The organism is Pseudonocardia sp. T1-2H (assembly GCF_038039215.1).
Classification (GTDB): domain Bacteria; phylum Actinomycetota; class Actinomycetes; order Mycobacteriales; family Pseudonocardiaceae; genus Pseudonocardia.
On the sequence record NZ_JBBPCL010000001.1, the window covers coordinates 4,880,994 to 4,895,383 of the forward strand.

Below are 14,390 nucleotides of genomic sequence, written 5' to 3' on the forward strand. Positions count from 1 at the left end.
ATGCCCGTCGAGTTCCTCGGTATCGGCGCCACCAACGACGGTACGGAGACCCACCCGCGGTCCGGGCCGGCGTTCGACCCCGCCTACACCCTCGAGCTGGCCCGGGCGCACGAGGAGACCGGCTGGGACCGCGTCCTCACCGCGTACTCGTCCGGCAGCGCGGACCCGGCGCAGGCCGCCGCGTACATCGCGGACCACACCGACCGGCTGCAGCTGCTGCTCGCGCACCGGCCGAACGTCTCCTACCCGACGTTCACCGCGAAGACCGTCGCGACGCTGGACCAGATGAGCGGCGGGCGGCTGACCCTGCACGTCATCACCGGCGGGAACGACCACGAGCAGCGACGCGAGGGCGACGTCCTGCCCAAGGAGCAGCGCTACGCCCGCACCCGCGAGGCCATCCAGATCATGAAGCGTGCGTGGACGGAGTCCGAGCCCTTCGCCTTCCACGGGGAGCACTACTCCTTCGACGACTTCGTGCTCGACGTCGAGCCCGCCCAGAAGCCGCGTCCGAGGATCTCCTTCGGCGGGTCGTCGGAGGCGGCGTACCGGGTCGGCGCGGAGGAGGCGGACATCTACGCCCTGTGGGGCGAGCCGCTGGCCGGGACCGCCGAGCAGATCGCGACGATCACGCAGCTCGCGAAGGAGGCGGGGCGCTCGGCGCCGACGTTCCAGGTCGCGTTCCGCCCGATCCTCGGCCGCACCGAGGAGGAGGCCTGGGACAAGGCGTACGCGACCGTCGCGAAGATCCAGGAGCGCACCGCCGGCGGGCAGCAGCTCACCCGCCGGCACCGGTTGACGGACCCGGAGAACGCGGGGTCGCAGCGGCTCCTCGCGGTCGCCGAGCAGGGCGAGCGGCACGACCGCGCGCTCTGGACGGTGACGGCCGCGGCCACCGGTGGCGCGGGGAACTCCACGGCGCTGGTCGGCACGCCGGAGACGGTCGCCGCCGCGCTGATGGACTACTACGACCTGGGCGTACGGATCCTGTCCGCCCGCGGCTACGACCTCGTCGCGGACGCCCGGGAGTTCGGCCGGGAGGTCATCCCGCTGGTCCGCGCGGAGGTCGCGCGCCGCGACGCGGCCGCCTGAGGGGTCGTGCGCGGAGATCGTCGCCAGGGCAACGATTTCCGCGCACAGTCGGCGCAGCCGCTAGAACTCCGCGGCGGCCGGGATCACCTCGCGGCCCAGGACCCGCAGCGGCTCGATGTCCGCCACGTTCGGGACCATGCCCTGGATGTGCTGGACGCCGAGCGCCGCGTAGCCCCGGAGCTGCTCGACCAGCGCGGGCGGGTCGCTCGGGTCCAGCGGGCCCATGACCGTCTTCTCGATGTCGTCGTAGTTCCGGCCGACGTCGTCGCAGTGGCGGCGCAGGACGTCGAGCTTGTGCTCGAGCTCGGGGCCGGCGAAGAGGTTGCAGGCCTGCGCGTACTGCGCCACCAGCCGCAGCGTATTCTTCTCCCCGCCGCCGCCGATGAGGATCGGCGGGTGCGGCTTGGTCAGCGCCTGCGGGTGGTTCATGGTGCGGCCCAGCCGGTAGTACTTGCCCTCGTACGGGCCGTCGTCGTCGCTCCACATCTGCAGGCAGATCTGCAGTGTCTCCTCGAGCCGCGCGAAGCGCTCCGCGGTCGGCGGGAAGAACAGGCCCAGGCCTTCGGCCTCCTCCTGGTTCCAGGCCGCGCCGATGCCGAGCCAGGCGCGTCCCTTGGACAGCACGTCCAGGGTCGTGACGATCTTCGCGAGCAGCCCCGGTTCCCGGTACGTCACGCCGGTGACCCAGGTCAGGAGCTCGACCTTCGACGTGCGCGCCGCCAGGTAGCCGAGCGTCGTGTACGCCTCGAGCATGTCGTTCTCGATCGGCCCCACCGGGCGGATCTGCCAGACGTGGTCCATCACGCTGACCCGCGCGAACCCGGCCTCCTCGGCGGCGACCGCGATCCGGGTGAGATCGTCCGCCAGTGCCGTGGGCCCGTTCGGGTAGGTGAAGTCAGCGATGTGCAGTCCGAGCTTCACGGCTTCTCCGTCTTCATCGGGTTCTGTTGCAGGATGAACGCGTTCCCGACCGACGCTAGCCCTGTCCCCGCGGCTCTGCCCGGGCCCGCCGTGACCAGGATCCGCCCCGGGCTGGTCAGCGCAGGACGGCCTGGGTCTGGGTCACCCGGCTCGCCAGCCGGCCCTTCGCGTCCAGCACGTCGACGACCACGACGATCGCCGTGCGGCCGCCGTGCAGGACGGTGGCGACGGCCTCGGCATACCCCTCGGTCACCGCGCGCAGGAAGTGCGTCGACGACGACGTGGTCGCGGTCCGCGTCGCCCCTTCCGGGAGGTTGAGGAACGCGCACCAGCCGCCCGCGGCGTCGGCCAGGCCCATCAGCGCGCCCCCGTGCAGCAGGCCACCCGACGTGCAGCGCTGCGGCGTCCAGTCCAGGCGCAGCCGCACCTCCTCGGCGGTGGCGGTCAGGGCGGTCGCACCGAGGACGGCGGTGAACGGCATGGCGGCATGCATCTCCGCAGTGAGGGTCATGAGAGGACGATCTCGCGGCGGCCCGTCCACGCGCCATTACCTCCGACGTCATCGAACCGCGTCGCGCGCCCGGCTAGCGTCGGCGTCATGACAGCCGTGCTGGCCCGGAACAGTGGGATGACGGAGACCGCCTTCGGGGGGCTGCTCCGCGAGTGGCGCCGGCGCCGCCGGCTCACCCAGCTGGACCTGGGCAACAAGGCGGAGGTCTCCGCGCGGCACCTGTCGTTCCTGGAGACCGGGCGCTCGCGGCCGAGCCGGGACATGGTGCTGCACCTCTCCGAGCAGCTCGACCTCCCGTTGCGGACCCGCAACGAGCTGCTCGTCGCCGCCGGGTTCGCGCCCGGCTACACCCAGCACCCGCTGGAGGCGGCGGAGATGGGCGAGGTCCACCGCTCACTCAACCGCCTGCTCGCCGCGCACGACCCGTTCCCCGCGGTCCTGGTCGACGGCCAGTGGGACATGATCGACGGCAACGCGGCGGCCGCGCTGTTCGTCGAGCTGGCGGACCCGTCGCTGCTCGCACCCCCGGTCAACGTGCTGCGGGTCAGCCTGCACCCGCGCGGCCTCGCCCGATACGTCGCCGACCTCGACGAGTACGCCGCGCACCTGGTCTCGCGGCTGCGCCGGCAGGTCGACCGCTCCGCCGACCCGGCCCTCGGCGCCCTGCTCGACGAGCTGGTCGGCTACTGCCGCGAGCTGGGCCTCGACCCGTCCGCGCACCCCCGCAACCGGGTCGTCCTGCCGCTGCGGTTGCGCCATCCGGACGGCGAGCTCACCTTCTTCTCGACGATCTCAGTGCTCGGCGCGCCGCTGGACGTCACCCTCGACGAGGTGGCGGTGGAGTCCTTCTACCCCGCGGACGTGACGACCGCGGACTACCTCCACCACCGCTTCTCCGCCCGCGCCCGAAACTGAGCACCGACCGACGCCGAGGAGCACCCCGGATGACCGACCGCCCGCCCTTCCACCTCGCCATCCCGGTCGCGGACATCGAGGAGGCCCGCCACTTCTACGGCGAGGTCCTCGGCTTCCCCCGCGGCCGCTCGTCCGAGGTCTGGACGGACTGGGACGTCCACGGCCACCAGGTGGTGACCCACCAGGTCCCGGGACACAGCCCGGCCACCGCGACAGCCGGGCACAGCTCGGTCGACGGGCACGACGTGCCGGTCCCGCACTTCGGGGTCGTCCTCGGCGTCGAGGAGTTCACCGCCCTCGCCGAGCGGCTGCGGGCCACCGGGACCCGGTTCGTCATCGAGCCCTCCGTCCGCTTCGAGGGCGAGCCGGGCGAGCAGCGGACGATGTTCTTCCTCGATCCCTCCGGCAACGCCCTGGAGTTCAAGGCGTTCGCGGATCTCCACCAGCTCTTCGCGGGCTGAGCGCTCACCCCACCAGTTCCGCCGGGAGCCCCAGCACCCCGAACAGCGACGGGCCGAACGTCGTGATCTCCGCGATCGCGTCGCCCTCGACCCGCAGCACGTCGAGCTTGAACCCGCGGAACACCGTGTCCCCGGGGCGGCGCAGGTAGCTGGCCGCCGCGGGCATCCGGTTGACGCCGGTGGGCAGCAGCCGCCAGTCCCTCCTCGTAGGAGGCGAGCATGCGGTAGCAGTGCACGTGCAGCTCGCGGCGGTGCCGGTCCAGCCCCGCGTCCAGCACCGTGTTCATCGCACCGGGGCTCGTCGCGCCGGGGCTCATCGGGCCGGGGTGACGACCTGCTGCAGCGCCCACGAGTTGCCGTCCGGGTCGGCGAAGAACACGAACGACCCGTAGTCCGCCCCCTCGGGGTGCGGCCCCGGGGTCAGCACGCCGCCCTCGGCGAAGTGCACCGGCCCGCTGTTCTCCACACCCGCGGCCTCCAGCTCCGCGTGCGCGGCGACGATGTCCGTGACGACCAGGTGCGTGCCCTTCACGCTGCCCGGCTCCCCGTCGTCCATGCCCTTGCCGAAGACGATCGAGCAGGCCGAGCCCGGCGGCGTCACCTGGATCACCCGGAACGACTCGCCGGCCTGGTGATCGGTGTCGAGGCGGAACCCGAGCTTGTCGACGTAGAACTCCCGCGCCTTCTCGACGTCGCTGACCGGGACGACGACGACTTCCAGCCTGCACTCCATGACGGCCTCCTCCTGCCCCGCGGGGCGTGTGCTCCGTGGCGGTACGGAGGATGGAACGACCGCGTCCGGGAGACCTCATCGGTGTTCCGATGAGAGTTCTCCGCGGCCGAACCGACGAGCGGCACCCCCGCCCCGGGGCAGGGACGAGGATGCCGCTCGTCAACGCGGGAGGGCTACGCCAACGCGCGGCGGAGCGCCGCCGCGGCATGGTCCACGGTCTCCCGGGCGGTGTCCAGCACCCCGCCCATCTGGAAGAAGCCGTGGATCATGCCCGGACACGGCAGGTACTCCGCCTCGACGCCCGCCTCCCGCAGCTTTCCCGCGTACGCCGCGCCCTGGTCCCGGAGCGGGTCGTACTCCGCGGTGACGACGAGGGCGGGCGGCAGCCCGGACAGGTCCTCGGCCCGGCCCGGTGAGACCCGGACGTCCTGGCCCTCGTCCGGCGAGCTCAGGTAGCAGCCGAGGAACCACTCGATCCACGCCCGGGACAGCAGCGGACCCGCCGCGTTCTCGTGCATCGACGGGCTGTCGTCGTGCCGGTCCGTCGCCGGGTAGACGAGCAGCTGGTAGGAGATCCGCGGGCCGCCGCGGCTCTTCGCCTGCTGCGCGACGACGGCGGCGAGGTTCGCGCCCGCGCTGTCCCCGCCGACGGCGAGCCGCGACCCGTCGCCGCCGAAGTCCCCGATCTTCTCCGCCGCCCACACCGCGGCGGCGTACGCGTCGTCGACCGCCGCGGGGAACCGGTGCTCCGGCGCCAGCCGGTAGTCCACCGACGCCACGAGGCAGCCGGACCGGTTCGCGAGAGCCCGGCACAGGGCGTCGTGGCTCTCGATGTCCCCGATGACCCAGCCCCCGCCGTGGTAGTAGACGAGCGTCGGCAGGGGGCCGTCCCCGGTGGGGACGTAGACCCGGATCGGGATGTCCCCGCCGGGCCCGGGCGCCGTCGTGTCCTCGGTACGCGCGACGTCCTCGGGCTCGCCGGCCAGGCCCGCCAGCTCTGCGATCATCGCCCGGTTCTGCGCGACCGTCATGCTCTCCGGGGCCGGGGCGCCCTGCGCCACCATCTGCGCGATCAGCGCCTCGACCTGCGGGTGGAGCGGCATCTCAGGCGTCCTTTCCGGTGAGGAAGCCGAGCACGGGCGGCACGACGGCCGCCGTCTGCTCGAGCGTGGGCAGGTGCCCGGCGTCCGGGATGGTGACGAGCCGGGAGTCCCGCAGCCGCGAGGTGAACTCCTCGGCGTAGACCGGGTCGACGAGCCGGTCCTGCTCCCCCAGACGAGCAGGGTCGGGGCGGACACGCGATGGATGCGCCGGTCGAGGCCCTTGTCCGGGATGGGCCAGATGAAGTGCAGGATGCTCGCCATCCGCATCGCGGCCTCGAACAGGGCCTGCGGGTCGTCCGCGGGCGGGGTCAGCATCGCGGCCAGCGGGCTGGACGGGTCCGCCAGGACGAGCTCCACGAGCCTCTCCGGCGGCACGCCGGCGATGTCCGCGATCGGATGGTCCTCGCGCCAGAACCCGACGGGAGCGATCAGCACGAGCCGCGACACCCGCCGGGGGCTGTTCGCCGCCAGCTCGGCCGCGACCATGCCGCCGAAGGAGTGCCCGACGACGCGGACGGAGTCCAGCCCGAGCGTGTCCAGCAGCTCGTCGTAGAACAGCACGAGCTCCCAGATACCCGGGAGGTGCTCGAGGTCCTCGGACACGTTGCCGCCGGGGTGCTCGACCGCGTACACGGTGTGCTCGGCGGCGAGGGCGTCCAGGAACGGGTCCCAGAACAGCCCGCCCGCGCCGTGCAGGAAGAGCAGCGGTTCGCCGGTGCCGGCGACCAGCACCCGGGCCGCGATCGGTCCGACCTGGACGATCCGCTCGTCGACGGGGCTCTGCGTGGTCGTCATGCCTGGGCTCCCGTCGGCTCGGTGACGGCCCGGTTCGCCGCCCCGGAGGGCCACCATTCATGGGTCCAGCCCTCGGCGTCCCAGATGTGCCGGATCCGGGGCATGACCTCCTCGGCGAACAGCGTGATGTTCTTCTTCGTCAGCTCGTGCGGCATCGAGCCGATCTGCAGCAGCGCGTGCAGGTTGCCGACCCGCAGGGTCTTCGCGACCTCGATCAGCCGGTCCGCCACGGTGGACGGGCTGCCGGCGATGATGAAGCCCTCCTCGTTGAGGGTCTTCCAGTTCTTCTCCAGCGCCGCGGCCGCCGCGATCGCGCCCGGCTGGTTCGTCTTGATCGCGAACTCGGTGCTCTTGCGGGTGCGGTAGCCCGGCGCCTCGAAGAAGTACGGCGGGATGTGCAGGCACTTGTTGAAGAAGTACGTGACGTGCTCGAGGTACTCCTTCTCCGCCCGCTCGTCGGTCTCGGAGACGCAGATCTGCTGGGCGAACCCGGCGCGGAACGGGTTCTTCTCCACGCCGAGCTCGTCCATCTTCGCCCAGAAGCCGTCCATCAGCTTCTTGCCGAACTTCGCGCCGAAGAAGGAGAGGTAGCTGTAGGTGTAGTTCTTGGTCGCGGCCAGCTCCCAGGTCTCGACGGAGCCGCCGCCGGCCAGCCAGACGGGCGGGTGCGGCTTCTGCAGGGGCTGCGGCCAGGGGTTGACGTAGCGGAGCTGGTTGTAGCGGCCGTTGAAGGTGAACGGGCCGGGCCTCGTCCAGGCCTGGGTGATCAGCTCCTCGGCCTCGCGGAACCGCGGCCTGGTCTGGGTGGGCGGCACGCCGTAGCAGAAGTTGACGTCCATCGACGTCCCGACGGGAAAGCCCGCGGCGAGCCTGCCGTTGGACAGGACGTCGAGCATCGCGAACTCCTCCGCGACGCGCGTCGCGGGCGCGTACAGGGCGAGCGTGTTGCCCAGCACCATGATCGCCGAGTTGTTGGGGGTGCGCCGGGCGAGCGAAGCGGCCATCAGGTTCGGCGAGGCCATGAAGCCGTAACCGTTCTGGTGGTGCTCGTTGACCCCGACGCCGTCGAAGCCGAGGCGGTCCGCGAGCTCCAGCTCGTCGAGGTTCCACTGGTAGTACTGCGCGACCTTCCTGGGGTCGCAGAGCTCCGTGTTCGGCGGGGTGATCCAGATGCTCTCGTACCGCTTCTCGAAGTCGGCCGGGAGATCGCGGTAGGGCATCAGGTGGAAGAAGATGGACTTCATCGTCTCGGTTCTCCGCATCGTCGAGGTGACCCGGGTCACTGATGATCCTGCGGAGCCGGGAGGGCGCGGGCATGCACCTCCCTGCCGCGTCCGGGCCGATCCCTGCCAGCTACGGCCTACCGAGCACGCCCGCCCGGTAGGCCGTCGGCGAGCAGCCGTAGTACGCCTTGAAGGCCCGGGAGAAGTGGCTGGAGTCCGCGAAGCCCCACCGCCGTGCGATCAGTGAGATCGGCGCGCCGCCGGCGCACAGCTCGCTGCGGGCGCGGGCCAGGCGGCGGGCCCGGACCACGGCCCCGACGGTGTCCCCGGTGGGCTCGAACGCGCGGTACACGGTCCGGACGGAGACGCCGTGCGCCGCGGCGATGGCGGCCGGGGTGATCTCCCCGTGCAGGTTCCGGTCGATCCAGGCCTCCATGACACGACGGAGGGCCGGGGCCGGCGCGGGCCCCGGGGCGTCCGCGCCGGAGCGGATCAGGCCCGCGAACAGCTCGAGCGCGGCGTTGCGCGCCGGGCCCGCGACCGCGGGCGGCAGCGGGTCCGCGGACGCGAGGACGTCCAGGTAGCGGACGAGGAGCAGGGCGGCGGCCGACGACGGCGCCGGCAACTGCGTGCCGACGGACCAGCCCCGGCCCAGCACCTCGTCGAGGGCCGTGCGCCGGGCGATCAGCGTCCGCTTCGCGAACCGGCCGCGGACGGCGAAGCGGGCAGGCCGGTGGCTCTCCCAGATCAGCAGGCCGCCGGGGCGCAGGTCGGCCTGCACGTCACCACGCGCGAGGAACTCCCCGCCGGACCGGGTCACCATGACCGCGACGAGGTCGTCGTCGGAGCCGGCGATCCGGGCGCGACCGCGCACCCCGCCGCAGGGGTCGCACTCGGCGTCGACGAGCGCGAGGTCCCCGATGGCGCGCCGGCGGACGACGCCGTGGAAGGGACGCGGCGGCCGGTCCGCGGCGAAGCGCAGGCTCATCCCGACGTGGGTGTCCGAGACGATCCGTTCCCACAGCTCCTCGCGGTCGGACTCGGCCACGCCCGCGAGCGTGAACTCCTGCCGGCCCGCCGGCGGCTCGAACGGGGCCGCCGCCGCGGTCACGTCCCCCGATCCGCGCGCGGTGATCGTCATCGCGTCCTCCCGACCTCGTCGTCGAGCGAGCCCCCATCATCACCCCCCTCACGTACGTTCGTGAAGGACCATCCGGCGCATCGGACGCCGATCCCGGACGACCGGCCCGCCGCGTACCGTCCGGGATCGTGACCACCGACGCTCTCGTCCGCCTCGACGTCTCCGGCGGCATCGCCACGATCACCCTCGACTCCCCCGCGAACCGCAACGCGCTCTCCGCGCAGCTGCGTCGCGAGCTGATCGCCCACCTCGACTCCGCGATCGCCGACGCCGCGGTGCGGGTGATCGTGCTGACGCACACCGGGACCGTGTTCTGCGCGGGCATGGATCTCAAGGAGTCGAAGGGGGCGAGCGCGGAGCAGCAGGGGGTCACGGAGGTCCCGCGCATCCTGCAGACCCTCTGGACCTCGCCGAAGCCGGTCGTCGCGCGCCTGACCGGGCCGGCCCGGGCGGGCGGCGTCGGGATCGTGGCGGCGTGCGACATCGCCGTGGCCGCGGAGAAGGCGACGTTCGCGTTCACCGAGGTCCGGATCGGCGTGGTCCCGGCCGTCATCTCGGTGACGGTGCTGCCGCGGCTGCTCCCCCGGGCCGCGCACGAGCTGTTCCTCACCGGCGAGACGTTCGACGCGGTGCGCGCCAGGGAGATCGGGCTGGTCAACAGCGCGGTGCCCGCGGAGGACGTCGACGCCGAGGTCGCCCGCTACACCGGCATGCTCGCCCTCGGCGCGCCCGGCGCCCTGGCAGGGGCCAAGGAGATCCTGCTGCGCGAGCACCCGGCGTCGATGACGGACGACTTCGCGGAGATGAACTCGTTGTCCGCCGCGTACTTCGCCGGCGCGGAGGGCCAGGAGGGCATCCGCGCGTTCGGCGAGAAGCGCAAGCCCTCCTGGGTCACGCCGGGCTGACGGGCACCGGGCCGGCGGGCACGGGACCGCTCCGCCGGGCGGACAGCGCGTAGTAGAGGCCGGCGACCTCGTGGATCGGGAGCCGCGCGCCCTGGCCCGCCACCTCGACGACGTCGAGGAGGCCGTGGCCGTGCGGCAACGCCGCGAACCGGGCGGCGGCCTCGTGCGGCACCCCGCGCGCGGCCAGCGCCGCGGTCCGGCCGGCCGTCTCCTCGGCCTCCCACCCGCGCAGCAGGGACGGCAGCCGCGGCAGCAGGGCCCGCACCGGGGCGGCGAAGCGGTCCGTCTCCCCGCGCACCGCCGACGGCCGCGGGCGGTTGACCAACAGCCACCGTGTCGCATCGTCGAGCAGCCGGCGCGACTCGAGCACGAGCTCGTCGGTCAGCGCGGTGGGCACGGCCACCGGGAGCGCGGCGATCTCGGCCCAGAGCGCCGGCAGGTCGAACACCGCCGTCGCCACCCGGTACGCGCGAGCCGCGTCCGTGGGGCTCGCCCCGGCGTCCTCGCCCAGCCGGTGCGCGAAGGTGATGCCGCCGCCGTCGACCATCTCGTTGACCAGCGAGGTCGTCACGATCTCGCGGCGCAGCGGGTGGGCGGCCACGGCGCCGGGGAACCGCTCGGCCAGCGCCGAGGGCAGGAGACCGGCCAGCCGGTCGGTGAACTCGGGGAGATCGGGCAGGTCGCTGCCGAGGATCGCCGCCTTCAGGTCGAGCTTGGTGTGCGCGAGCAGGACGGCCAGCTCGGGCGAGCTGAGGCCCTCCCCCGCCCGCTGCCGCTCCGCGATCTCCTCCGGGTCCGGCAGCACCTCCAGGGCCCGGTCCAGGCCGCGGCGCCGTACCAGGTCGTCGATCATCCGCCCGTGCACCGCGAGCATCTCGGGGGCGTGCGACCGGGCGACCCCGAGCGCCGCGTTCTGCGCCCGGTTGTCCGCGAGCACCAGCTCGGCGACCTCGTCGGTCATCTCCACCAGCAGCGCGTCCCGGCCGGCGCGGTCCAGCTCGCCCGCCGCCACCAGCCGGTCCAGCAGGATCTTGATGTTGACCTCGTGGTCCGAGCAGTCCACCCCGGCGGAGTTGTCGATCGCGTCGGTGTTGACCCGGCCGCCGGCGCGGGCGAACTCGATGCGCCCGCGCTGCGTGAGACCCAGGTTGCCGCCCTCGCCGACGACCTTGACCCGCAGCTCCCGCCCGTCGACCCGGATCGCGTCGCCGGCCTTGTCCCCGACGGCCGCGTGGGTCTCGGCGCCCGCCTTCACGTAGGTGCCGATCCCGCCGTTCCACAGCAGGTCCACCGGCGCGAGCAGGATGGCCCGGATGAGCTCCGGCGGGCTCGCCACGGTGGTCCCGTCGGCCAGGCCGAGCGCCGCCCTCATCTGCGGCCCCACCGGGACGGCCTTCGCCGTACGCAGCCACACCCCGCCGCCCGGGCTGATCGCGCTCCGGTCGTAGTCGTCCCAGGAGGACCGGGCAGGCCGAACAGCCGGCGGCGTTCCGCGAAACCCGCCGCCGGATCGGGGTCCGGGTCGACGAAGACGTGCCGGTGGTCGAACGCCGCGACCAGCCGCACGTGCTCCGACAGCAACATCCCGTTGCCGAACACGTCGCCGGACATGTCCCCCACACCGACCACCGTCACGTCCTGGGTCTGCGGGTCCACGCCGAGCTCGCGGAAATGCCGCCGCACGCTCTCCCACGCGCCGCGGGCGGTGATCCCCATCGCCTTGTGGTCGTAGCCGACCGACCCGCCGGAGGCGAAGGCGTCGCCCAGCCAGAAGCCGTACCCGGCGGCGACGTCGTTCGCCACGTCGGAGAACCGGGCGGTGCCCTTGTCCGCGGCGACGACGAGGTAGGCGTCGTCGCCGTCGTGCCGCGTGACCCGGGGTGGCGGGACGGTCACGACGGCGCCGTCGTCGCCGGTCACCAGGTTGTCCGTCACGTCGAGCAGCCCCGAGATGAACGTGCGGTAGCAGGCCTCGACCTCGCCCGGCCCGGGGGCGGGAGCGGTGACGACGAACCCGCCCTTCGCCCCCACCGGCACGATCACCGCGTTCTTCACCGCCTGCGCCTTGACCAGGCCCAGGACCTCGGTGCGGTAGTCCTGCGGCCGGTCGGACCAGCGCAGGCCGCCGCGGGCGACCGGGCCGAACCGCAGGTGCACGCCCTCCACCCGGGGCGAGTACACGAAGATCTCGGCCCACGGCCGCGGCGCCGGCATGTCCGGTACCGCCGCGGAGTCGATCTTGAACGAGAGGTGCGGCCGGTCCTGGTAGGCGTTGGTCCGCAGGGTCGCCAGGACCAGGGCGAGCCGGCCGCGCAGGATCCGGTCCGCGTCGAGGCCCGCGACCTCGTCGATCAGGGCCTCCACCCGGCGACGCGCCTCGGCCGACCGTTCGGCGCACTCGGCGGGCGCGAGCGCCGGGTCGAACCGGGCCCGGAACAGGTCCACCAGCCCACGGGACGCGGCCGGGTGGGCCACCAGGATGTCCGCGACGTACTCGGCTCCGAACGGTCCGCCGAGCTGCGCGGCGTAGTGGGCGTAGGCCCGCAGCACCGCCGCGTCGCGCCAGCCGAGCCCGGCGGCCGGGACCAGGGCGTTGAACCGGTCCGCCTCCGCCTCCCCGTGCCACATCGCGCGGAAGGCCGCACAGAACCGCTCCCGGGTGCCGCGCCCGGCCATCGCCCGGGTCGTCCCGGCGTCCGCGGCCAGCCCGAAGTCGTAGATCCAGCAGCTGCTCCCGTCCGGCCGGACGATCTCGAACGGCTGCTCGTCGACCACCTCGACGCCGAGGCTCTGCAGGGCCGGCAGCACCGCGGACAGGGACACGCCGGGCCCTGCCCGGAACAGGCGGAAGCGCAGCTCGTCGCCGCCGGGGCCGCCCTCCGCCGACAGCTCGACGTGGGGCTCGTCGCCGAGGTCCCGGATCCGGCGCAGGTCGAGCAGGGCCTGGACCGGGTCCACGGCGTCCCGGTAGCTCTGCGGGACCCCGGCCAGGAGGTCGGCGAGGTCGTCGGCCGCGGCGCCCGCGGCGTCGAGCACCCAGTCGTCCCAGGTGAGAATGGCCGCCGCGAGCTGCGCCTGCAGCCGGGCGGGATCCGGGGCGCGCACGGCCGGGTCGACCTGGACCGTGAAGTGGACCAGCGCGGGGCCGCCCTCGCCGAGCTCCACGGTGTGGTCGACGCGCCACCCGTCGAGCTCGCGCAGGAGCACCTTCTGCATCGCCGACCGGGCCTGCGCGGAGTACCGGTCCTGGGGGAGGTAGACGAGGCAGGAGAAGAACCGCCCATAGGGCTCTCGGCGCAGGAACAGGCGCAGCCGCCGCGGGTGCTCGAGGTCCAGCGCCCCGACCGCGGTCTCGTGGATCTCCTGCGCGGTGACCCAGAACAGCTCCTCGCGTGGGTGGCGGGAGATCACGTCGAGCATGCGCTGGCCGGACCACGACTCCAGCGGGACGCCCGCGCGCCGGACGGCCGCGCGCACCCGCCGCTCGAGCACCGGGGTGTCCAGCACGTTCTCGTGCAGCGCGGTCGCCGTGAACAGCCCCACGAACCGGTGTTCGCCGGTGGTCCGCCCACCGCCGTCGACGATCGGGATCGCCAGGTCGTAGGGGTGGTCCGGGCGCAGCACCCGGCTCGGCGCGGCGGCCCGGGTCAGGACGACGGCGGCGCCCCCGCCCGCGCCGGGCGCGTGGGCGAGCCCGTCCGCCCCGTCCCGCCGCAGCACGCCCAGACCGGACCCCGGCACGGGACGGAACCGCCACGGCGCGCCCGGGTCGATCTCGTGGCGCCGGTACCCCAGGAACAGGAAGTGCCCGTCCGCCAGCCAGTGCAGCAGGCGGGCGACGTCCCGCCGCTCGTCCGGGTCGTCGCCGGTCGCGTCGGGCACCCCGGCCAGGTCGACGGCCACCGCCGACACGCTCGCGGCGATCCGCTCGCCGTCCTCCGCGAGGTCCCGCACGGCGTCGAGCACCTCGCGCAGCTCGGCCCCGAGCTCGGCGTTCTCCTCGTCCGAGATCGGGTCCAGCTCGAGCCGCACCCACGCCTCGACCAGGGCGTCCGGCGGCCGGTCCTCCGGGGTCACGGCCGGCAGGACCTCGGTCACCCCGCCGTCCGTCGTGCGGCGCACGACGACCATCGCGTGGACGACGCGCCGGACCTGCGGGCCCACCCGGCCTATCCCGGCGAGCACGGACCGGACGAGGTGCGGCACGTCGGCGCCGACCAGGTCGACGACGGCACCGCCGCCGGCCCCCGGGCGGATGTCGACGAGCCACTCGTCGGGACGCCGGTGCGCGGCGAGCCGGCGGTGGGCGCGGGCCGCGGCGGCGAGGGCGGGCCACGAGCCGTCCCGGTCCCCCGACCCGCCGGCGGCCTGCCGGGCGTAGAGCAGGCACAGCTCCGCGAACCGCGGGTCGAGCCGGCCCACCGCGGCGTCGGAGTCCACTCCGGTGCGCGTCATCGCCCCTCCCCGGGAAGCGTCGACGACGGGGCCCGGCCACCCTAGCGAGGATCCGCCGCATCCGGTGAGCCGTCCGCGCACGTGAAGAGGGGGCCCGTCAGCGTTCCCGGGCGGACCGGCCCGCGTCCCGGCCGC

The 14,390-nt window shown here is 73.8% G+C and carries 11 protein-coding genes and 1 pseudogene; 4 read left to right on the plus strand and 8 right to left on the minus strand.

Translation table 11 applies throughout. The annotated features are described in order from the left end of the window. The gene (locus tag WBK50_RS24105) at positions 1 to 1,092 is read left to right on the plus strand and encodes an LLM class flavin-dependent oxidoreductase (RefSeq protein WP_341337785.1); all 1,092 of its coding nucleotides are present in this window, start codon (positions 1 to 3) and stop codon (positions 1,090 to 1,092) included. Between the two features lie 60 nt (positions 1,093 to 1,152). Here the strand turns inward: WBK50_RS24105 and WBK50_RS24110 are convergent, their stop codons facing one another. Then, positions 1,153 to 2,013: an LLM class F420-dependent oxidoreductase gene (locus WBK50_RS24110; RefSeq protein WP_341337786.1), complete on the minus strand. Its 861-nt coding sequence runs from the start codon at positions 2,011 to 2,013 to the stop codon at positions 1,153 to 1,155. A gap of 115 nt (positions 2,014 to 2,128) precedes the next feature. Next, the gene (locus WBK50_RS24115) at positions 2,129 to 2,524 is read right to left on the minus strand and encodes a PaaI family thioesterase (RefSeq protein WP_341337787.1); all 396 of its coding nucleotides are present in this window, start codon (positions 2,522 to 2,524) and stop codon (positions 2,129 to 2,131) included. Positions 2,525 to 2,611: 87 nt separating this feature from the next. On the opposite strand from WBK50_RS24115, the gene WBK50_RS24120 reads away from it, so the two are divergent. Next, entirely contained in the window at positions 2,612 to 3,439 is an 828-nt protein-coding gene (locus WBK50_RS24120; protein WP_341337788.1) for a helix-turn-helix domain-containing protein, read from the plus strand. A gap of 29 nt (positions 3,440 to 3,468) precedes the next feature. Then, positions 3,469 to 3,900 (plus strand): VOC family protein, encoded by a 432-nt coding sequence (locus WBK50_RS24125; RefSeq protein WP_341337789.1) that lies wholly within the window; start codon positions 3,469 to 3,471, stop codon positions 3,898 to 3,900. Between the two features lie 4 nt (positions 3,901 to 3,904). Here WBK50_RS24125 and WBK50_RS24130 read toward each other — a convergent pair whose 3' ends face one another. From WBK50_RS24130 to WBK50_RS24150, 5 genes are all read right to left on the minus strand, one after another. Next, positions 3,905 to 4,066 (minus strand): hypothetical protein, encoded by a 162-nt coding sequence (locus WBK50_RS24130; protein WP_341337790.1) that lies wholly within the window; start codon positions 4,064 to 4,066, stop codon positions 3,905 to 3,907. Positions 4,067 to 4,213: 147 nt separating this feature from the next. After that, positions 4,214 to 4,633 carry a glyoxalase superfamily protein gene (locus tag WBK50_RS24135; protein ID WP_341337791.1) on the minus strand — a complete coding sequence of 140 codons (420 nt, stop codon included), beginning with the start codon at positions 4,631 to 4,633 and terminating at the stop codon, positions 4,214 to 4,216. Between the two features lie 173 nt (positions 4,634 to 4,806). After that, positions 4,807 to 6,531: an alpha/beta fold hydrolase gene (locus WBK50_RS24140; protein WP_341337792.1), complete on the minus strand. Its 1,725-nt coding sequence runs from the start codon at positions 6,529 to 6,531 to the stop codon at positions 4,807 to 4,809. Beyond that, entirely contained in the window at positions 6,528 to 7,814 is a 1,287-nt protein-coding gene (locus WBK50_RS24145) for an LLM class flavin-dependent oxidoreductase (protein WP_341337793.1), read from the minus strand. The genes WBK50_RS24140 and WBK50_RS24145 overlap by 4 nt, the downstream gene beginning before the upstream one ends. Positions 7,815 to 7,884: 70 nt before the next feature. Continuing rightward, positions 7,885 to 8,895: a helix-turn-helix domain-containing protein gene (locus WBK50_RS24150; protein WP_341337794.1), complete on the minus strand. Its 1,011-nt coding sequence runs from the start codon at positions 8,893 to 8,895 to the stop codon at positions 7,885 to 7,887. A 128-nt stretch (positions 8,896 to 9,023) separates the two neighbouring features. Here WBK50_RS24150 and WBK50_RS24155 point away from each other — a divergent pair, with 128 nt between their 5' ends. Further along, positions 9,024 to 9,800: an enoyl-CoA hydratase-related protein gene (locus WBK50_RS24155; RefSeq protein ID WP_341337795.1), complete on the plus strand. Its 777-nt coding sequence runs from the start codon at positions 9,024 to 9,026 to the stop codon at positions 9,798 to 9,800. On the opposite strand, the pseudogene WBK50_RS24165 reads toward WBK50_RS24155, so the two are convergent. After that, a pseudogene (locus WBK50_RS24165) lies at positions 9,787 to 14,255 on the minus strand (NAD-glutamate dehydrogenase). The gene WBK50_RS24155 and the pseudogene WBK50_RS24165 overlap by 14 nt on opposite strands. Between the last annotated feature and the right edge of the window lie 135 nt (positions 14,256 to 14,390).

Bases quoted from the DNA above. Each gene is read 5' to 3' on its own strand.
- WBK50_RS24150 (WP_341337794.1), bottom strand. From the start codon at position 8,895: ATGACGATCACCGCGCGCGGATCGGGGGACGTGACCGCGGCGGCGGCC.
- WBK50_RS24115 (WP_341337787.1), bottom strand. From the start codon at position 2,524: ATGACCCTCACTGCGGAGATGCATGCCGCCATGCCGTTCACCGCCGTC.
- WBK50_RS24105 (WP_341337785.1), top strand. From the start codon at position 1: ATGCCCGTCGAGTTCCTCGGTATCGGCGCCACCAACGACGGTACGGAG.
- WBK50_RS24125 (WP_341337789.1), top strand. From the start codon at position 3,469: ATGACCGACCGCCCGCCCTTCCACCTCGCCATCCCGGTCGCGGACATC.
- WBK50_RS24120 (WP_341337788.1), top strand. From the start codon at position 2,612: ATGACAGCCGTGCTGGCCCGGAACAGTGGGATGACGGAGACCGCCTTC.
- WBK50_RS24135 (WP_341337791.1), bottom strand. From the start codon at position 4,633: ATGGAGTGCAGGCTGGAAGTCGTCGTCGTCCCGGTCAGCGACGTCGAG.
- WBK50_RS24130 (WP_341337790.1), bottom strand. From the start codon at position 4,066: ATGCCCGCGGCGGCCAGCTACCTGCGCCGCCCCGGGGACACGGTGTTC.
- WBK50_RS24140 (WP_341337792.1), bottom strand. From the start codon at position 6,531: ATGACGACCACGCAGAGCCCCGTCGACGAGCGGATCGTCCAGGTCGGA.